This window comes from Streptomyces sp. NPDC057428, from assembly GCF_042803195.1.
Taxonomy (GTDB): domain Bacteria; phylum Actinomycetota; class Actinomycetes; order Streptomycetales; family Streptomycetaceae; genus Streptomyces.
In genome coordinates this window covers 21,939-39,679 of the sequence record NZ_JBHVCT010000015.1, presented here as the reverse complement: position 1 = coordinate 39,679, position 17,741 = coordinate 21,939, and the positions used below count along the sequence as shown (strand labels likewise).

16 protein-coding genes and 2 pseudogenes are annotated in these 17,741 nt (G+C 71.0%); 10 read left to right on the top strand and 8 right to left on the bottom strand.

The features are described from left to right. Window positions 1-85: 85 nt before the first annotated feature. Window positions 86-2,056 carry a multicopper oxidase family protein gene (locus tag ACFU5K_RS08765; RefSeq protein ID WP_384058340.1) on the bottom strand — a complete coding sequence of 657 codons (1,971 nt, stop codon included), beginning with the start codon at window positions 2,054-2,056 and terminating at the stop codon, window positions 86-88. 561 nt (window positions 2,057-2,617) lie between these two features. Between ACFU5K_RS08765 and ACFU5K_RS08760 the strand changes: the two genes are divergently transcribed. Further along, window positions 2,618-3,595, top strand: coding sequence for a fibronectin type III domain-containing protein (locus ACFU5K_RS08760; protein WP_384058338.1), 978 nt, complete (start codon window positions 2,618-2,620; stop codon window positions 3,593-3,595). 157 nt (window positions 3,596-3,752) lie between these two features. Here the strand turns inward: ACFU5K_RS08760 and aceB are convergent, their stop codons facing one another. Beyond that, the gene (aceB, locus tag ACFU5K_RS08755) at window positions 3,753-5,372 is read right to left on the bottom strand and encodes a malate synthase A (RefSeq protein WP_384058336.1); all 1,620 of its coding nucleotides are present in this window, start codon (window positions 5,370-5,372) and stop codon (window positions 3,753-3,755) included. A 266-nt stretch (window positions 5,373-5,638) separates the two neighbouring features. Next, window positions 5,639-6,244 (bottom strand): NTP transferase domain-containing protein, encoded by a 606-nt coding sequence (locus ACFU5K_RS08750; RefSeq protein WP_384058335.1) that lies wholly within the window; start codon window positions 6,242-6,244, stop codon window positions 5,639-5,641. A 202-nt stretch (window positions 6,245-6,446) separates the two neighbouring features. On the opposite strand from ACFU5K_RS08750, the gene ACFU5K_RS08745 reads away from it, so the two are divergent. After that, window positions 6,447-6,749: a DUF5955 family protein gene (locus ACFU5K_RS08745; RefSeq protein ID WP_384058424.1), complete on the top strand. Its 303-nt coding sequence runs from the start codon at window positions 6,447-6,449 to the stop codon at window positions 6,747-6,749. A gap of 137 nt (window positions 6,750-6,886) precedes the next feature. Here ACFU5K_RS08745 and ACFU5K_RS08740 read toward each other — a convergent pair whose 3' ends face one another. Then, window positions 6,887-7,687 (bottom strand): IclR family transcriptional regulator, encoded by an 801-nt coding sequence (locus tag ACFU5K_RS08740; protein WP_384058333.1) that lies wholly within the window; start codon window positions 7,685-7,687, stop codon window positions 6,887-6,889. Window positions 7,688-8,022: 335 nt separating this feature from the next. Here ACFU5K_RS08740 and allB point away from each other — a divergent pair, with 335 nt between their 5' ends. From allB to ACFU5K_RS08725, 3 genes are all read left to right on the top strand, one after another. Then, window positions 8,023-9,366, top strand: coding sequence for an allantoinase AllB (allB, locus tag ACFU5K_RS08735; RefSeq protein ID WP_384058331.1), 1,344 nt, complete (start codon window positions 8,023-8,025; stop codon window positions 9,364-9,366). A gap of 2 nt (window positions 9,367-9,368) precedes the next feature. Beyond that, the gene (gene alc / locus ACFU5K_RS08730) at window positions 9,369-10,484 is read left to right on the top strand and encodes an allantoicase (protein ID WP_384058329.1); all 1,116 of its coding nucleotides are present in this window, start codon (window positions 9,369-9,371) and stop codon (window positions 10,482-10,484) included. Window positions 10,485-10,572: 88 nt separating this feature from the next. Further along, entirely contained in the window at window positions 10,573-10,902 is a 330-nt protein-coding gene (locus ACFU5K_RS08725; protein ID WP_384058327.1) for a putative quinol monooxygenase, read from the top strand. Window positions 10,903-10,951: 49 nt separating this feature from the next. On the opposite strand, the gene ACFU5K_RS08720 is transcribed toward ACFU5K_RS08725, so the two are convergent. After that, the gene (locus tag ACFU5K_RS08720; protein ID WP_384058325.1) at window positions 10,952-11,788 is read right to left on the bottom strand and encodes an aldo/keto reductase; all 837 of its coding nucleotides are present in this window, start codon (window positions 11,786-11,788) and stop codon (window positions 10,952-10,954) included. A gap of 185 nt (window positions 11,789-11,973) precedes the next feature. Here ACFU5K_RS08720 and ACFU5K_RS08715 point away from each other — a divergent pair. After that, window positions 11,974-12,225, top strand: a pseudogene (locus ACFU5K_RS08715) (dihydrofolate reductase family protein); the annotation flags it as partial. A 174-nt stretch (window positions 12,226-12,399) separates the two neighbouring features. On the opposite strand, the gene ACFU5K_RS08710 reads toward ACFU5K_RS08715, so the two are convergent. Next, window positions 12,400-13,044 (bottom strand): TetR/AcrR family transcriptional regulator, encoded by a 645-nt coding sequence (locus ACFU5K_RS08710; protein ID WP_384058323.1) that lies wholly within the window; start codon window positions 13,042-13,044, stop codon window positions 12,400-12,402. Between the two features lie 247 nt (window positions 13,045-13,291). Here ACFU5K_RS08710 and ACFU5K_RS08705 point away from each other — a divergent pair. Then, window positions 13,292-13,462 (top strand): annotated as a pseudogene (locus ACFU5K_RS08705) (EamA family transporter); the annotation flags it as partial. Between the two features lie 20 nt (window positions 13,463-13,482). On the opposite strand, the gene ACFU5K_RS08700 reads toward ACFU5K_RS08705, so the two are convergent. Next, window positions 13,483-13,686 carry a hypothetical protein gene (locus tag ACFU5K_RS08700; RefSeq protein ID WP_384058321.1) on the bottom strand — a complete coding sequence of 68 codons (204 nt, stop codon included), beginning with the start codon at window positions 13,684-13,686 and terminating at the stop codon, window positions 13,483-13,485. A 145-nt stretch (window positions 13,687-13,831) separates the two neighbouring features. Here ACFU5K_RS08700 and ACFU5K_RS08695 point away from each other — a divergent pair, with 145 nt between their 5' ends. Both ACFU5K_RS08695 and ACFU5K_RS08690 read left to right on the top strand, forming a co-directional pair. Next, window positions 13,832-15,049, top strand: a complete 1,218-nt coding sequence (locus tag ACFU5K_RS08695) for a sensor histidine kinase (protein WP_384058319.1) — start codon at window positions 13,832-13,834, stop codon at window positions 15,047-15,049. Beyond that, window positions 15,046-15,774, top strand: a complete 729-nt coding sequence (locus ACFU5K_RS08690) for a response regulator (RefSeq protein ID WP_384058317.1) — start codon at window positions 15,046-15,048, stop codon at window positions 15,772-15,774. Before ACFU5K_RS08695 ends, ACFU5K_RS08690 begins: the two co-directional genes overlap by 4 nt. 41 nt (window positions 15,775-15,815) lie before the next feature. Here ACFU5K_RS08690 and ACFU5K_RS08685 read toward each other — a convergent pair whose 3' ends face one another. Then, window positions 15,816-16,820 (bottom strand): Gfo/Idh/MocA family oxidoreductase, encoded by a 1,005-nt coding sequence (locus ACFU5K_RS08685; RefSeq protein WP_384058315.1) that lies wholly within the window; start codon window positions 16,818-16,820, stop codon window positions 15,816-15,818. 94 nt (window positions 16,821-16,914) lie between these two features. On the opposite strand from ACFU5K_RS08685, the gene ACFU5K_RS08680 reads away from it, so the two are divergent. Next, the gene (locus ACFU5K_RS08680) at window positions 16,915-17,676 is read left to right on the top strand and encodes a GntR family transcriptional regulator (protein WP_384058313.1); all 762 of its coding nucleotides are present in this window, start codon (window positions 16,915-16,917) and stop codon (window positions 17,674-17,676) included. Window positions 17,677-17,741 lie beyond the last annotated feature (65 nt).

The window sequence follows — 17,741 nt, the reverse complement described above, 5'->3', positions numbered from 1 at the left end:
GCCGCGCCACGTGGGTCCCCGTGACGCGGCGTCCGGCACGCCGTGCGGGGTCGGTGTGACGCCGTCACGCCGTGCCGGGCCGGTGTCACATCGTCATGCCGGAGTGCATGCCCTTCGTTCCACCCGTTCCCATGGCCCCGTTCATGGCCATCGACATGGCGTGGATCTCGTGGACCGCCGGCGGCATGATCACGAACGGCCGCATCATCCCCTCGTCCTCGTGCGACATGATGTGGCAGTGGTACATCACCTTGCCGGTCTGGTCGGCGAGGCGTCCGGCCACCGTGACAAGGCTGTTGGCGGTGACCGTGATGGTGTCCTTCCAGCCCGACTCCTCGGGCGCCACGGGCATCTGCGCACCCAGGGTCAGGGGCCTCTTCGTCCGTCCGGCGGCGACGTCCAGGCCCGAACCGTCCAGGGCCTGACGCTCGATGACCTGGAAGTTCATCAGGTGGATGTGCATCGGGTGGTAGATCGGCAGCTCCGCCGGTCCCGCGCTGATGAAGTGCCACTTCTCCCAGGTGCCGGCGGCCGCGAAGAAGGTGGTGGTGTCCTCGAACATGGCGGCCGTACGGCGCAGCGTCCGGGTCCTGCCCGCCATTACTATCTGCACGATGCCGTCCTCGGGCGGCGTGTTCGCCGCCACCTCCTGCATCTCCCAGAGCTGCGGCATCCCGCCGGTCCTGTCGAAGGCCATCATGACGAACCGCTCGGTGGCGTTCGACGGGACGTCGGATGCCTTGAGCTTGCGGAACGATCCTGACAACGTTGTCGGGATAGGGGTCGGCGCGTGTCGCTTCTTGCTGACGCGGAACTGCATGACTTCGGGGTAGGGGATGGCGAAGTCCGGAAGGGGCGCTCCGGGCTGCTGTCCCGCGATGGTGTTGACGAGCTTGAGCCGCTTGCCGGGGAAGGCGGCGAAGTCGATCACCACGTCCGCGCGCTCGGCGGGGGAGAGGGAGATCGCCTCCTCGACGGTCTGCGGCTTCCCGAGGAGGCCCATGTCCGTGCCGATCAGCTTCATCGCGTCGGGCACGGCCTTCCCGGTCTCCTCGTCGACGACGACGAGCCGGTAGATGCGGGTGTCCGATGTGTTGACGACCCGGAAGCGGTAGGCGCGGGCCTCCACTTCGAGGTGCGGCCAGACGACGCCGTTGACCAGGGTGAAGGGAGCGAGGACGGACAGCGCCGACGGCAGCGTGCCGGGTTCTGGGGCGCCGGACCCGCCGATGATCCGCTTGAAGACGACCTGCCCGTTGAGCCGTCCCTTCGTGTCCGTGTCGAAGTTGACGTCCTGGATCGTCAGGGGGATCTCGTAGTCACCGCTGGGCAGGTCCAGCCGTGACTCCTCCTTGTCGCGGATGATGTAGTTGCCCACCAGGCCCGCGGACACGTTGAGCGAGGTCACCGCCATGGCGTGATCGTGGTAGAAGAGGTGCGTCGCCGCCTGGTCGTTGGCGTACTCGGCCAACTGCGTGGAGCCGGGGCCGACTCCGTACTCGGCCGCGCCGTCGTTGATGGCGTTCTGGTGTCCGCCGTGCAGGTGCACTGTCGTCCACGCGGTGAGCTTGTCGACCTCGGGGCGCGGGTACGAGCCCTGGGTGCCCGGGCGGTTGTAGGGCAGCAGGCCGGGGCCGGGGCCCTCGTCGTGCACCCAGACGGCCTTCACCGGCGTGGTGCCGGACAGCTTGTTGTTCCAGGCGATCCGGAACGTGTGCCCCCGCCGCGCCTCGATGGTGGGACCGGGGAAGTGTCCCTTGTAGGTCCACAGGCGGGTGGTGGGCATCTGCGAGTGCAGCCGGAGCCGGGTCTCGACGAGGTCGACCTCCGTGATGCCCTTGTTCCCGGGCCTCAGCGTGGGAGGTATGCGCAGCGGGTCCTCGAACGGTGTCAGCGTCGTGTGTGTCGGCTCGCTCACCCCCGGAAGGGCTTTGGCGGCCAGCACCGCGTCGCTGCCGGAGTCGTTCGAGCGGAGGATGCCGGTTCCCGCTACGGCGACGGCTGCCGTGGTGAAGCCGGCCATGCCCAGAATGGACCGCCTGGACGTGCCTGTCATCTGTCTGCTTGTCCTAAATCAGTATTCGATGCGCGTGAACGCACCCGTGCAGAAGCCGTCATGGCCGCAGTACCGGGATTGGGTGCGGCAGGGAAAGGGCGGCTCGCGTGACCACAGGGGTGCGTGGCGCGGCATGCCCAGGCGAACGGTTCCGGACTTTCGCCGTGATTGTACGATTTTCCTGGTTCCGTTCGGGGGAAGTAGACCATAGAGATGTTGACCGTGCAAATAAAGTGTGGTTTTCGTGGAGAGGGCCCCCGTGTGTCGCGCCCTTGCGGCAGGGGTGGGTCGATAAAGGTCCGGGCATCACGCGGGTGCGGCAGGCTGTGGTGCGTCCGGCGGTCGCCCGTCGGTGGGGGCGAGCGCCCGACCTGCGGTTTTCGGCCCGCCGCCCTGGCCTTCCGTGCTGTGGTTCCGGCGTGTCCGCGTCCGCCTCCAGGCCTCTCCCGCGTCCCGGACTCGCCGTGGGCGTCATGGAACGTTCCGATCCGCCCCCTTGTCCGCACCCTCGTTCGCGTGGGATATAGGTCTGGACCATTCCTCTCGGATGGAAGGCATCACGTGCAACGCCCCCACGCACGCACCGCGTTGGCCTGTTCCGCCGCGCTGCTCACAACCGCGCTCACCTCCTGTGCGGGGTCCGCCGAAGCGGACACCAGGAAGCCGACCGCCCCCCAGGGGGTGACCGCGCAGGCCGGCAGTGCGACCACCGCCCACGTCATGTGGGAGCGGGCCTCCGACGACAGGGGGATCACCGGCTACGACGTCTACCGCGAGGGCGAGAAGGTCGCCACGGTGCCCGCCGCGAAGCTCATGACGGACGTCGACGGCCTGATCGCCTCGACCGCGTACACCTTTACGGTCCGGGCCCGCGACGCCGCGGGGAACCTCTCCGGCCCGAGCGCCGCCGTCCCCGTCACCACGCCCGCTCCGACGCCCGCCGACGATGAACCCCCCACGGCACCCGTCGCGTTGCGGGGAAGGGCGGACGACAGCCGGACGGTCACGCTCTCCTGGGGCGGCTCGACCGACGACCTGGGCGTGACGGCGTACGACATCTACCAGGAGGACGCCAGGATCCACAGCGTCTCCGGCACGCTGACCACGGCCCGGCTCACCGGACTGCGGCCCGGCACGGTCTACACGTTCACCGTGCGGGCCCGGGACGCCGCCGACACGTCGTCACCGGACAGCAACACCCTCGACCTTGCCACCCCGTCCGCTCCCGGCGCCCCCGCGAGCACGGCGCCCACCGGCCTGCGGGCCGAGACGAAGCCGGACGGCGAGGAGTTCCTTGTCGACCTCTCCTGGGACCAGCCGGACACCGGTGGCACGATTCCGGCGTACCAACTCTTCCTGAACGGGAAGATGACGACCACGATCGTCTGGGGCGGCACTCCGCCCGTGGGCCGGGCGACGTACCGGCTCACTCTCGCCGACCCGCCGGGCACCCGCTACTCGCTCAAGATCCGCCCCAAGCTTCCGGACGGGACGTGGGGCGACTTCTCGGCGCAACGGACGGTGGTGCTGCCGGGCTGAGCCCGCCGGGGCGGCCGGGTTGCGCTCACCGGCGCCGGTTCTGCGGTACCCCGGCGAACAGGAACGCCGGCGGTCCGGCGAGCGGAACCACGAGCAGCCTCACCCCGCACCCCCCGTCCGTCGCCCGGCGGGGGGTGTGGTGCTGACGTGCCGTCAATCAGCCCAGCTGCTCGTACGCCGGAAGCGTCAGGAAGTCCGCGTAGTCCTGGTCCAGGGAGACCTGGAGCAGCAGGTCGTGGGCCTGCTGCCACTTGCCGGCCTCGAAGGTCTCGTCGCCGATCTCCGAGCGGATCGCCGCCAGTTCCTCGGCGGCGACCTTGCGGGCCAGGTCCGCCGTGGCGTGTTCGCCGTTCTCGAAGACCACGTCCGCGTTGATCCACTGCCAGATCTGCGAGCGTGAGATCTCGGCGGTGGCCGCGTCCTCCATCAGGTTGAAGATGGCGACCGCACCCATGCCCCGCAGCCAGGCCTCGATGTAGCGGATGCCGACCGCGACCGCGTTGCGCAGGCCGTCGTACGAGGGCTTCGCGTCCAGGGTGTCGATGGCGATCAGGTCGCCCGGCGCCACCGAGACGTCCTCGCGCAGACGGTCCTTCTGGTTGGGCTTCGCGCCGAGGACCGCGTCGAACGAGGCCATCGCGATCGGGACGAGGTCCGGGTGGGCCACCCAGGAACCGTCGAAGCCGTCGTTCGCCTCGCGGTCCTTGTCGGCCTTGACCTTCTCGAAGGCGACCTTGTTGACCTCGGCATCGCGCCGCGACGGGATGAACGCGGCCATGCCGCCGATGGCGTGCGCGCCGCGCTTGTGGCAGGTGCGGACCAGGAGTTCGGTGTAAGCCCGCATGAACGGCGCGGTCATGGTGACGAGGTTGCGGTCGGGCAGGATGAACTTCGAACCGCCGTCGCGGAAGTTCTTGACGATGGAGAAGAGGTAGTCCCAGCGGCCCGCGTTCAGCCCGGAGGCGTGCTCGCGGAGCTCGTAGAGGATCTCCTCCATCTCGTAGGCGGCGGTGATCGTCTCGATCAGGACCGTCGCGCGGACCGTGCCCTGCGGGATGCCGACGTAGTCCTGGGCGAAGACGAAGACGTCGTTCCAGAGGCGCGCCTCCAGGTGCGACTCCGTCTTCGGGAGGTAGAAGTACGGGCCCTTGCCGAGGTCGATCAGGCGCTGCGCGTTGTGGAAGAAGTAGAGGCCGAAGTCGACCAGCGCGCCCGGCACCGGGGTGCCGTCGAGCTGGAGGTGACGCTCGTTCAGGTGCCAGCCGCGCGGGCGCGTGACGACGGTCGCCAGCTCGTCGGCGGGCTTGAGCGCGTACGACTTGCCCGACGTGGCGTCGGTGAAGTCGATGTTCCGGTTGTACGCGTCGATCAGGTTGAGCTGGCCGGTGATCACGTTCTCCCACGTGGGGGCGGACGCGTCCTCGAAGTCGGCGAGCCAGACCTTGGCACCCGAGTTCAGGGCGTTGATCGTCATCTTGCGGTCGGTGGGGCCGGTGATCTCCACCCGGCGGTCGTCCAGCGCGGCCGGGGCCGGTGCGACCTTCCAGGTGCCGTCCGCGCGGATCGCCTCCGTCTCCGGCAGGAAGTCCAGCGTGGAGGTGCGGGCGATCTCGGCCCGGCGCTCACCGCGGAGGGCGAGCAGCTCGTCACGCCGGGGGGTGAACTGCCTGTGCAGCTCGGCCACGAACGCGAGGGCCGCATCGGTCAGGACCTCGTCCTGCCTCGGCAGGGGTTCGGCGTCGACGATGGCCAGCGGGGACGGCGCTGGTGCGGACATGAGCTGTCACTCCTTCAGCGGGGCGGCGCGGGCGACGTCCCACGATCGCCGGGTCGCCTGATCGGCACGGGGTGCCAAGGCTCCGAGATACGGCCGTGGGTGCCGTCCAGGTGCGGAAGCGGCGCGGCGGCGGTGTCGCGCGCCTCTGATCAGTGGATATTAGTTTCCTCATGGTGGAAGTTCAATGCTTTGTTGATATCGAGATTCTCCGGGTCGACAGAGATCCGGCGTTCATGGCCCGGCGTGCCAGGCCGTGCACAGCGTGTTCACGCAAGGTGCCCGAGATCCTCCGGAGTGTCGATGTCGTACGCCTGGGCCACGTCGGAACACTCGACGAGGGTGATGGCATCGCGATGCGCCTTCAGGTATGCCCGCGCCCCCTGGTCACCGACCGCGCCGGCCGTGATGTCCGCCCATCGGTCGGCGCCGAACAGCACCGGATGGCCGCGCCTCCCGTCGTACGCGGCGGCCGCCAGGGTCATCCGCGAACGGTAGGCCGAGCGGACCCTGGCCACCGCCTCCGGCCCGATCCCGGGCTGGTCCACGAGGAGTACGAGCGCCGCGTCCGCCTCCAGCCCGGCCAGGTCGCTCAGGCCCGCCCGGAGCGACGAACCCATGCCCTCCTCCCACAGGGTGTTGACGGTCACCGCACACGCGGACAGGTCCGCCCGGGACCGGACCTCCTCCGCCGCGGCGCCCAGAACGACGCGGACGGGGCCGCACCCGCCGTTGCGAAGGGCGCGCACCGCGTGCTCGACGAGGGGGCGGCCGCGATGTTCCAGCAGCGCCTTCGGCCGGCCGCCCAGGCGCCGCCCGCCGCCCGCCGCGAGCAGCACCCCGGCGACCACGGGAATCCGTTGTGGGTGAGTCATATGCCCTGGATACCACTGTGCCGCTCGGGGCCGTGTAAGGGGCGTCACCCCTCAGAGGTACCCGCGATCCGCGTCCGGAGAGTGGCGCGCGTCACCTTTCATAGCGTTAACTGACGGACACGCCCAGGCATTTGGCCGCCGTGGGGGGCAGGTCGACACACCGGCACGACGACGTGCGAGGGGGAGTGCTTTGTTGCGAAGCGTGGGGCAGGAGCGGTTGACCGGCAGCGGTGAGGATCCGAGGGTCATGGAGTTGCGTACCGCCGTCTCCAGGCTCCGCCGGGAACTGGCCGGACATCGAGCCGAGTTCCCGGACCGGGGCATCGCCGAGGACGAGCTGGCCGCACTCGACTCGATGGCGGCCGGCGGTGCGCCCGAGGTTCCCCGGTTACGCCGCTCGCTGCTGCTGGTCGCCGGTGCCATCGGCTCGGTCAGTGCGCTGGCGCCAGGGCTGCGCGAGGTCCGGAGCGCTGTCGATCTCTTCGGGGAGCCCCCGAAGGCCTGACCGCCTGACGCCTTCGAGGCGTACCGAGGGCCGGAGGGTGCCCAGGTCCTCGGTACGCGCCGGCGGGCTCATGCCCTCGGTGCGCCTCGAAGGTACTTCGCGCCTCGCATAGTCGCGGCGGCCGAGGGGTCGCGAGGTCAGGAGGCCGGGCCGCTGCTGGCCAGGGCCTCGGACAGCTCCTTCGCGATCTGCTGCAGGATGGGCACGATTCGCTCGGTCGCCGTATCGGTCACCCGGCCCGCGGGTCCCGAGATCGAGATGGCCGCCGATGTGGGTGAGTCCGGCACCGGGACCGCGAGGCACCGGACTCCGATCTCCTGCTCGTTGTCGTCCACCGCGTAACCCGCCCTGCGCACTTGTTCGAGGGCGTCGAGGAAGCCGTCCGGGGTGGTGATCGTCTTCTCGGTGGCCGCCGGCATGCCCGTACGGGCCAGCAGCGCGCGTACCTCGTCGGCGGGGGTGTGCGCGAGGAGTGCCTTGCCGACGCCGGTGGAGTGCGGGAGCACCCGGCGGCCCACCTCGGTGAACATCCGCATCGAGTGCTTCGACGGCACCTGGGCGACGTACACGATCTCGTCCCCGTCCAGCAGTGCCATGTTCGCCGTCTCGCCGGTCTCCTCCACGAGGCGCTGGAGGTACGGCCGGGCCCACGTGCCCAGCAGCCGGGACGCGGACTCGCCGAGCCGGATCAGGCGCGGGCCCAGGGCGTAGCGACGGTTGGGCTGCTGGCGTACGTACCCGCACACGACGAGGGTGCGCATGAGCCGGTGGATGGTGGGAAGCGGGAGGCCGCTGCTCGCGGAGAGTTCGCTGAGCCCGACCTCGCCCCCGGCGTCCGCCATGCGCTCCAGGAGATCGAAGGCGCGCTCGAGGGACTGGACCCCGCCACTGGGACCGGCGGGCTTGGAGTCTGAAGTGCTGGCGTGGGACGGCGGCACGTCAACGGTCCTTTCGAAGCGGAGGCAAGGCAGCAGCCTACCGGGCCGTTCCCGATCGGCCCACTGCTCCCGGTGCGGCGTCCTTGCCGGTCAGAACCTGTTCTGTCCTGGTGTCGACGGTCCGGCCCGCTCGTGGGCGTACGTCGGGCGACGCCCCTCCTGGCTCATTCTACGTTCCGCCTGACGAAAATGAACTTTTACTTCGTGGAAATGTCCAATCGGTGCGGTGTGGCGTACCGGCCACTGCCCGTCGGGGAGGGTGAGGTCTTGACTGGCCGCTTCCCCGAGTGAAGACTCCTTCAACAGTTCGTTGAATTTCTGCGTGAGGAGCACAGGTGCCCGGTCCGGACATGAAGCTGGTACTCCGCTCGACGCGCGTCGTCACCCCGGAGGGAACCCGCGCCGCAGCGGTGTCCGTCGCGGACGGGGAGATCCAGGCCGTTCTGCCGTACGACGCCGAGGTGCCCGGCGGTGCCCGCGTCGAGGACTTCGGCGACGACGTGATCCTGCCGGGCCTGGTCGACACCCATGTCCATGTGAACGACCCCGGCCGCACCGTGTGGGAGGGCTTCTGGACGGCCACCCGAGCCGCGGCGGCGGGCGGCATCACGACTCTGCTCGACATGCCCCTGAACTCCCTCCCGCCGACCACCACGGTCGAGCACCTGCGGGTGAAGCAGCGGGTCGCCGCCCCCAAGGCGCACATCGACACGGGCTTCTGGGGCGGCGCGGTCCCGTCGAACACGAAGGACCTGCGCGCGCTGTACGAGGCCGGGGTCTTCGGCTTCAAGTGCTTCCTCTCGCCTTCCGGGGTCGAGGAGTTCCCCGAGCTCGACCAGGAGCAACTGGCCCGTGCCATGGCCGAGATCGCGGGCTTCGGCGGCCTGCTGATCGTGCACGCCGAGGACCCCCGCCACCTGGCCGACGCCCCGCAGAGGAGCGGGGAGAAGTACGCCGACTTCCTCGCCTCCCGGCCCCGCGACGCCGAGAACGCGGCGATCGAAGGCCTCATCGCCCACGCCAGGCGGCTCAACACCCGCGTCCACGTCCTGCACCTCTCCTCCGGCGACGCGCTCCCCATGATCGCCGCGGCCAAGCGTGAGGGCGTGCGGGTCACGGTTGAGTCCTGCCCGCACTTCCTCACCCTGACCGCCGAGGAAGTCCCCGACGGGGCGACGGAGTTCAAGTGCTGCCCCCCGATCCGTGAGGCCGCCAACCAGGACGCCCTCTGGGCCGGGCTAGCGGACGGCACGATCGACTGCATCGTCTCCGACCACTCCCCGTGCACCACCGACCTCAAGACGCCCGACTTCGCCTCGGCGTGGGGCGGGATCTCGTCCCTGCAGCTGGGTCTGCCGGCCGTCTGGACCGAGGCGCGCCGGCGCGGGCACACCCTGGACGACGTCGTCCGGTGGATGGCCGCCGCACCCGCCGCCCTCGCAGGTCTGACCCGCAAGGGCGCCATCGAGGCCGGCCGTGACGCGGACTTCGCCGTGCTCGCACCCGACGAGACCTTCACCGTCGACCCCGCCGGGCTGTTCCACCGCAACCAGGTCACGGCCTACGCCGGGCGGACCTTGCGGGGCGTCGTCAAGTCCACCTGGCTGCGTGGCAGCCGGATCGCGGCGGGCGGCGTACTCGCCGAACCGGCCGGCCGTCTCCTGGAGAGGAACCACTGACCATGACCGCGACACCGCACTTCACCGGGGATGCCAGGCCGTACGCGGGCGGCGACCCGTACGCCGACTACCGCACCGCCGACTTCTCCTTCACCTCGCTCGTGGACCTCGCCGACCGGCGGCTCGGGGGCGGTGTCATCGCCGCCAACGACGAGTTCTTCGCCGAACGCGAGAACATGCTGAAGCCGGAGCCGGCGGAGTTCGACCCGGAGCGCTTCGGGCACAAGGGCAAGATCATGGACGGCTGGGAGACCCGTCGCCGACGCGGTGCGAGCGCCGCCGAACCGCACCCCACCGACGAGGACCATGACTGGGCGCTCGTACGCCTAGGCGCCCCCGGCGTCGTGCGGGGAATCGTCGTCGACACCGCCCATTTCCGCGGCAACTACCCGCAGTCCGTCTCGGTCGAGGCGACCTCGCTCCCGGGCTCCCCGTCCCCCGAGGACCTCCTGGCCCCCGGAGTGGAGTGGACGACCCTGCTGCCCCGTACACCTGTCGGCGGACACGCGGCCAACGGCTTCGCGGTCGACGCCGGCCGGCGCTTCACCCATCTGCGCGTCAACCAGCACCCCGACGGCGGCATCGCCCGGCTGCGGGTCCACGGCGAGGTCGCCCCCGACCCCGCCTGGCTGGCCGCCCTCGGCACGTTCGACCTCGTGGCCCTGGAGAACGGCGGGCGGGTCGAGGACGCCTCCGACCGCTTCTACTCCCCGGCCACCAACACCATCGCGCCGGGCCGCTCCCGCAAGATGGACGACGGCTGGGAGACCCGCCGCCGCAGGGACAAGGGCAACGACTGGATCCGCTACCGCCTGGCCGAGGACTCCGAGATCCGGGCGGTGGAGATCGACACGGCCTGTCTCAAGGGCAATGCGGCGGGCTGGGCGACGGTCTCGGTGAGCGGTGGGGAGGACGCGCGGTGGGCCGAACTCCTGCCCCGCACCCGGCTGCAGCCCGACACGAACCACCGGTTCGTGCTGCCGGAGCGGGTGCGCGGCTCGCACGTCCGGATCGACATCTTCCCGGACGGCGGGATCTCGCGACTCCGGCTCTTCGGATCGCTCACCGATGAGGGCGCGGCGCGGCTGACCGCCCGCCACGAGGAGCTCGGCGGGTAGCGGTCCGTGGGCCGGTGCGCCGGTTCGTGCCCGTCCTGCGGGCATATGGGACCCTGTCGGGACGCCGCCGTACCGACCAGGAGCCGCCATGATCTTCATCGCCGTCAAGTTCACCGTGCGTACCGCCGAGCGGGACAACTGGCTCCCCGCCGTCGAGGAATTCACCCTGGCCACCCGCCAGGAGCCGGGCAACCTCTTCTTCGACTGGTCCTACAGCGTCGAGAACCCGGACCAGTTCGTCCTGCTCGAAGCGTTCGCCTCGCAGGAGGCGGGCGTGGCGCACGTGAACTCGGAACACTTCAAGGCGGCGATCGACACGATGTCCGATCTCGTCACGGAGGTTCCGGAGATCATCAACGTCGACGTGCCCGGCGACGACTGGTCCCGGATGGCGGAGGTCACCCCGCGCAACCGGTGACCTGACGTGCGCAGCGACCGCCCGCCCGGTACAGCGGGCCGCCGGCCGGTCAGAACTCCTCGTGCGTCTCGGGGTCCCCGCCGAAGCGGTGCGAGGGCCGGGCCCCGATGCGGTCGAGTTCCCGCTGCGTGAGTTCGAATCCGAACAGGTCGAGGTTCTCCCGCTGCCGCCCGGGGTCCGCGGACTTGGGGATCGGCACCGCACCCAGCTGGGTGTGCCACCGCAGGACCACCTGGCCGGGCGTCACACCGTGGGCGGTGGCGGCCGCGATCACCTCGGGGGCCTCCAGGACCTGCCGCCCACGGGCCAGTGGGCTCCAGCTCTCCGTGACGATGCCCTTCGCCGTGTGCACGGCCCGCAGCTCCTCCTGCGGGAGCAGGGGGTGCATCTCGATCTGGTTCACCACCGGCAGGACACCCGTCTCGCGCTCCAGCCGGTCCAGGTGGGCCGCCGTGAAGTTGGAGACGCCGATCGAGCGGACGAGACCGTCCCGGCGGAGTTTGATCATGGCCTTCCAGGTGTCCACGTACCTGTCGACCCGGGGCAGCGGCCAGTGGATGAGGTACAGGTCGACGTACTCCAGCCCCAGGTTGCTGCGGGACTCCTCGAACGAGGCCAGCGTCGCCTCATAGCCGTGGTGCCGGCCCGGGACCTTCGTCGTGACGAACAGCTCCTGCCTCGGTACCCCCGCGCGGGCGATACCGCGGCCCGTGCCCCGCTCGTTGCCGTAGTTCAGCGCCGTGTCCACGAGCCGATAGCCGATGCCGAGCGCTCCGGCCACGGCCTTCTCGGCGGCCTCGTCGTCGAGCGGCCAGGTGCCGAGGCCCACGGCGGGGACGGTGCTTCCGTCGCGGAGGTCGCGGACCGGGGTCGGTGTCCGGCTCATGGTCTCCCGTTCCTTTCGCGTGCGGTCATCGCCAGCCTAGGACGGGCCGCCGGGAGGCGCGGCACGAGGCAGCCGCGTGGCGTCCTCGCCGGGCGCGCCGGTGCGTTCCGCCCGACAGTGGGGTCGTGACGGGCACGAGCGTGCGGACTGCCGGACACGCGGCAGCGAGGTGAAGGAGCAGGACCATGGCGAAGCTGACCCTCACCACCTTCGTGTCGCTCGACGGCGTGATGCAGGCGCCCGGCGGGCCGGCCGAGGACACGACCGGGGGATTCGAGTACGGCGGATGGCTGGTGCCGTTCGCGGACACGGACATGGGCGCCTTCATGGGTGAGGTCTTCGACCGCTCGGGTGCCTTTCTCCTGGGGCGGCGCACCTACGACATCTTCGCCTCCTACTGGCCTCGGGTCACCGATCCGGAGGACCCGATCGCCTCCTGCTGGATGCCAGGACCACCGGAAGCGGAATCGCGATCCAGACGTACAGGGCCGAGGGGCGTGCGCGGTTCGGGACCTTCGAGCGCGACCTCTGAGCGGCGTGCGGGCGCTGCCGGGTGCCGGTACGGACGTTCGGTCAGCGGGCTCGCCCCGGGGAACCGTGCGAGGGTCGCATCAGGGTGGCGACGGAAGCAGCGCAGGATCCGGGGCGGCCGTGCGCAGCCTTCCCAGGATGGCCCGGGAAGCCTTGGTGTAGCCCGGGCTGTTGTTGTGCAGGACCGACTCCGCGTTGGCCAGTTCCATGAACGCGATGAGCTCGAAGGCGAGTTGTGAGACATCGGTGTCCGCCGCGAGCTCGCCCCGCACCCGGGCCTCCTCGACCGTCTCCTCCACGAAGGTGACCCAGCCGGTCTGCGTGGAGGCCAGGGCGTCGTGCACCTTGCCCTCGCGGGAGTCGAACTCGGCGATGGTCGCGTAGAAGAAGCAGCCGCCACTGAAGACCCGGCTCTGCGAGTAGGCGAGCCAGCTCTCGCACATGCGCCAGACACGGCCGAGCCCCGGCGGAGCCGCCCGGGTCGGCGTCAGCACGTGCTCGACGAAGACGCTCACGGCGGCGCGCACGGTGGCGAGCTGCAGCTCCTCCTTGGAACCGAACAGGGCGAACACACCGCTCTTGCTCAGCTTGAGCTCGGTGGCCAGCCGGCCGAGCGACAGCCCCTCAAGCCCCTCGGTCGAGGCGACGTGGACGGCGCGCCCCAGCACCAGCTGCCTGGTCTGGTTCCCCCGCTCGACCCGTCCGTCCAGCCGCGCTCCACCCATGTGCCCAACTCCGTGTGTCCGAGCGTCCCAAGGCCGACATTCTAGGAGGAGCCGACGCCGCCGGGAGACCTCTTCGGCCGGGTGAGAACCCCCCTGGGGCGCTCCCCCCGGGGCAAGCCTTCGGATAGTAGTTCCCGGGGCGACTTCCCGTTCGGTACGGTGATCGCCCCCCCGTGTGAGCCGGCGAGGTCTCCACACCGATTCCGCTGTGGAGAACCAGGAGAACCAGGAGAACCAGGAGAACCAGGTGCCCTCTGCCGTCCTGCCCGCCCGCGCCCCCTCGCGCCGGGGGTTCGTCGCCGACCTTCCTCTCCTGCTCGTCGCCGCTGTCCGGGGCGCCAGCTATCTCGCGGCCAAGGGCGTCACCACGACCCACACCGTGATCGCCGTCCTCGTCCGCCGCTTCGCGATGGTGCTGCGGTGCCCGTCGCGCCGACGTCAGGTCCTGATCGAGTCCGCCGCGATCATCACGGCGGCGCCCGTCACGACCAGCGCGATGCTGACGAAGATCCCGTAGTCGTCGAGGAAGCCGAACCTCGCCACCAGCCCCCACAGCCGGAACCAGCCGGTCCACTCGTACAGCAGCCCGGCGGCGCCCTGCACGAACACGATGAACCCGACCGTCTCCACGAATTTCTTCATGGCCCGAGGCTGGCGTGGCCCGTCGGACGGCCGCGTCGGCCATCGGTCTGCGGGCGCGCGGCGAAAGTCTCGGATGCCGCGACTTCGGTGTCTCCCCGGCCCGCAACCGTCTTTTCCCACCCCTCACCTGAGTAGATTCGTCGACATGACACGTACGGAGTACCGCTGGCTGCTGCCCTCGGCCCTGGCCGACGACGAGTTGCCCGGCGACCGGGGCACGTCGCGCCGTACCGTGCGGGACTGGGCCGTCGACATCACGGCCTTCCTCTGCGCCGCCGGCATCGGGGTGCTCGCCCTCGCGGCGATCGAGGCCGACCCGACCACGTCCGACAGCGTCGTCTTCGCCGACTCGCTCGTCGGTGCGGCGGCGTGCTGCGGACTGTGGCTCCGGCGGAGGTGGCCGGTCGGCGTCGCCGTGGCCCTGACGGCCGTCAGCCTCATCGAGCCCGCGGCGGCCGGAGCCATGCTGATCGGCCTGTTCAGCCTTGCCGTGCACCGGCCGTTCAAGCCGGTGGCCGTCGTCGGCGCGGCCGCCCTCGCCATCGCCCCCCTGCAGCCGATGCTTCGGCCGGACCCCCAGACCTCCTTCCTCGCCTCCGTGCTCTTCGGCGTCCTGCTGGTCCTCCTCGTGCTCAGCTGGGGTATGGCCGTACGCTCACGGCGCCAGCTGGTCGTCTCCCTGCGCGAGCGCGCACGCCGGGCCGAGACCGAGGCCGCCCTGCGCGCGGAGCAGGCCCAGCGGCTGGCCCGTGAGGCCATCGCGCGGGAGATGCACGACGTCCTCGCCCACCGGCTGACACTCCTCAGCGTCCACGCGGGCGCCCTCGAGTTCCGCCCCGACGCACCGCCGGCCGAGGTCGGCCGTGCCGCCGGCGTCATCCGGGACAGCGCCCACGAGGCACTCCAGGACCTGCGCGAGATCATCGGCGTCCTACGGGCTCCCGGGGACGGTGACGAGGGGAACAGGCCGCAGCCCACCCTGGTGACGCTCGAGGCACTGATCGAGGAGTCCCGTGCGGCAGGCATGGCGGTCACCCTCGACAACGGCGTGTCCGAACCGGCCCGGGCGCCGGCGGGCACCGGGCGCACCGTCTACCGCGTCGCCCAGGAGGCCCTGACCAACGCCCGCAAACACGCGCCCGGTGCCCCGGTCGCCGTCACGGTGACCGGCGGTCCCGGTGAGGGGCTGACGATCGAGGTCGGCAATCCCGCCCCTGACGCCGCCTTCGGACCGGTCCCCGGATCCGGCCAGGGGCTCATCGGCCTGACCGAACGCGCGACTCTGGCCGGCGGAAGCCTCGAACACGGATCCCGGTCCGACGGCGGTTTCACGGTGCGCGCCCGGCTACCGTGGCCGGCATGACCACTCCCACGCCCCCGGAGGCACCACCGGTCCGGCTCGTCGTCGTCGACGACGACCCGCTCGTACGTGCCGGGCTCGCCCTGATGCTCGGCGGCGCCGACGGCATCCTCCTCGTGGGTGAGGGCGCGGACGGCACCGAGGTCGAGGCACTGGTCGACATGGTGCACCCCGACGTCGTGCTCATGGACATCCGGATGCCCGGCATGGACGGTCTCGCCGCGACCGAGGCACTGAGGAGGAGGCCCGGAGCCCCCGAGGTCATCGTCCTCACGACCTTCCACGCCGACGAGCAGGTGCTGCGCGCCATCCGCGCGGGCGCTGCGGGATTCGTCCTGAAGGACACCCCGCCCGCGCAGATCGTCGAGGCGGTCCGGCGGGTCGCGGCCGGTGAGCCCGTCCTGTCGCCCGCCGTCACCCGCAGGCTCATGGCCCGCGCGGCGGGGGACCCGGCGGACGACGGCAGGGTTCGCAGAGCCCGCGCCCGGCAGAGGTTCGCCGAACTGGGGGAGCGCGAGCAGGACGTCGCGGCCGGCGTCGGACGCGGCAGCTCCAACGCGGAGATCGCCGCCACGCTCCACCTCAGCGTCGCCACTGTCAAGACGCACGTCTCCCGCATCCTCGCCAGGCTGAACCTCAACAACCGTGTGCAGATCGCCCTGTTGGTGCACGACGCGGAACTCCTTCACGAGGACGAGGGCGAGGCGCGGGGCACCGGCCGAGGCTGAATCCTTCAGGCCGGCGGAGGGGCGGCACGATGTCAGTGGTCTCAGGCGCCGGGGATCTCCGTCATCCGCACGGGACGGTGTTCCCGGCGCGACAGCTCGCACGCCTCGGCGACGCGCAACGCGTGCAGTGCCTCCCTGCCGTCGCACGGGTTGGCCAGCTCGCCGCGTACGACGCCGAGGAACGCGTCCAGTTCGGCCTCGTACGCCGGGGCGAAGCGCTCCAGGAAGCCGGGCCACGGCTTCGCCGGTGCGGGTGGGCCCGTCGGCTCGACGGACCTGAGGGGGGTCCGGTCGTCGAGTCCGACCGCGATCTGGTCCAGCTCACCGGCCAGTTCCATGCGTACGTCGTAACCGGCGCCGTTGCAGCGGGTCGCAGTGGCGGTGGCGAGCGTGCCGTCGTCCAGGGTCAGCAGCGCCGCCGCCGTGCAGACGTCGTCGGCCGCACCGAACATCGCGGGGCCCGCGTCGGACCCGGTGGCGTACACCTCGGCCACCTCACGGCCCGTCACCCAGCGCAGGATGTCGAAGTCGTGCACGAGGCAGTCCCTGAACAGTCCGCCGGACAGCGGCAGATAGGCGGCGGGCGGGGGAGCGGGGTCGGAGGTCGCCGCCCGTACCGTGTGCAGCCGCCCCAGGGCTCCGCCCCGGACCGCGGTCCGCGCGGCGGCGTACCCCGCGTCGAACCTGCGCATGAATCCCAGCTGGAGCACGCTTCCCGCGCGCTCGACCTCGTGCAGGGCCCCCAGGGTGCCCCGCAGGTCCAGTGCGACGGGCTTCTCACAGAAGGCGGGCAGGCCGGCCCGCGCCGCCCGGCCGATGAGATCCGCGTGGGCCGAGGTGGCCGATGTGATCACGACGGCGTCCAGCCCCGCGCCGAGGACCTCCTCCGCGGAGGCGAGTGCGGTGGCGCCGGTGCGTTCGGCGACCTCCGCGGCACGGACGGCATCGGGGTCGGCCACCAGGAGGGAACCGACGCCGGGGTGGCGTGCCAGGACGCCCGCGTGGAAGGAGCCGATCCTGCCCGTGCCGATGAGTCCGATGCGCATGGACCCAACGTGCCGCCCTGCCGACGCACTGTCAACTATATGTCCTGACAAATTGGAGGGTGCGGCGCGAAGGGCACGCGGTACGCTCCGTGCCGTGCCCAAACCCGCCGCCGACTCCGCCGCCCTGGGGCTGGGCGTGGACCGCACCAGCCCCGTGCCGCTCTACCACCAGCTGGCCCAGCAGCTGGAGGGGGCCATCGAGCAGGGGCGGCTCGCACCTGGCAGCCTCCTCGGCAACGAACTGGAGCTCGCCGCGCGGCTCGGCCTGTCCCGGCCCACCGTCCGCCAGGCGATCCAGTCGCTCGTCGACAAGGGCCTCATGGTGCGCCGGCGCGGCGTCGGAACCCAGATCGTGCACAGCCGTATCAGGCGCCCTCTCGAACTGAGCAGCCTGTACGACGACCTGGAGACCGCCGGCCGGCGGCCCGCCACCCGGGTCCTGCGCAACACCTTCGAGCCGGCCGGGCCGGAGGTCGCCGCCGCGCTCGGCGTCGAGGAGGGCGCACATGTCCATCTCGTCGAGCGGGTGCGGTACGCGAACGACGAGCCGGTGGCCCTGCTGCGCAACCACCTCCCGCCGCGGCTGCTCGACCTCGGCACGGAGCGGCTGGAGGCGACAGGTCTCTACCGGCTGATGCGCGGTGCGGGGATCACCCTGCACAGCGCGCGCCAGACCATCGGCGCCCGGGCCGCCACCGCGGAGGAGGGCGAACCGCTCGCCGAGCCGGCGGGCGCCCCGCTGCTGACGATGGAGCGCACCACCTTCGACGACGGCGGCCGGGCGGTCGAATTCGGCTCGCACGTCTACCGGGCCTCGCGGTACGCCTTCGAGTTCCAGCTGCTCGTGCGCCCCTGAGCGATTCCCGCCACCTCCGCGTCAGAATGTTCGGACAAAAGCATTGACGAGGTCATGCTAGGTCG

Coding starts and splice junctions, on each gene's coding strand:
- ACFU5K_RS08685 (WP_384058315.1), bottom strand. CDS start 16,820: ATGCGCATCGGACTCATCGGCACGGGCAGGATCGGCTCCTTCCACGCG.
- ACFU5K_RS08750 (WP_384058335.1), bottom strand. CDS start 6,244: ATGACTCACCCACAACGGATTCCCGTGGTCGCCGGGGTGCTGCTCGCG.
- ACFU5K_RS08710 (WP_384058323.1), bottom strand. CDS start 13,044: ATGGGTGGAGCGCGGCTGGACGGACGGGTCGAGCGGGGGAACCAGACC.
- ACFU5K_RS08700 (WP_384058321.1), bottom strand. CDS start 13,686: ATGAAGAAATTCGTGGAGACGGTCGGGTTCATCGTGTTCGTGCAGGGC.
- ACFU5K_RS08720 (WP_384058325.1), bottom strand. CDS start 11,788: ATGAGCCGGACACCGACCCCGGTCCGCGACCTCCGCGACGGAAGCACC.
- ACFU5K_RS08695 (WP_384058319.1), top strand. CDS start 13,832: ATGACACGTACGGAGTACCGCTGGCTGCTGCCCTCGGCCCTGGCCGAC.
- ACFU5K_RS08765 (WP_384058340.1), bottom strand. CDS start 2,056: ATGACAGGCACGTCCAGGCGGTCCATTCTGGGCATGGCCGGCTTCACC.
- alc (WP_384058329.1), top strand. CDS start 9,369: ATGACCGCGACACCGCACTTCACCGGGGATGCCAGGCCGTACGCGGGC.
- ACFU5K_RS08725 (WP_384058327.1), top strand. CDS start 10,573: ATGATCTTCATCGCCGTCAAGTTCACCGTGCGTACCGCCGAGCGGGAC.
- ACFU5K_RS08690 (WP_384058317.1), top strand. CDS start 15,046: ATGACCACTCCCACGCCCCCGGAGGCACCACCGGTCCGGCTCGTCGTC.
- aceB (WP_384058336.1), bottom strand. CDS start 5,372: ATGTCCGCACCAGCGCCGTCCCCGCTGGCCATCGTCGACGCCGAACCC.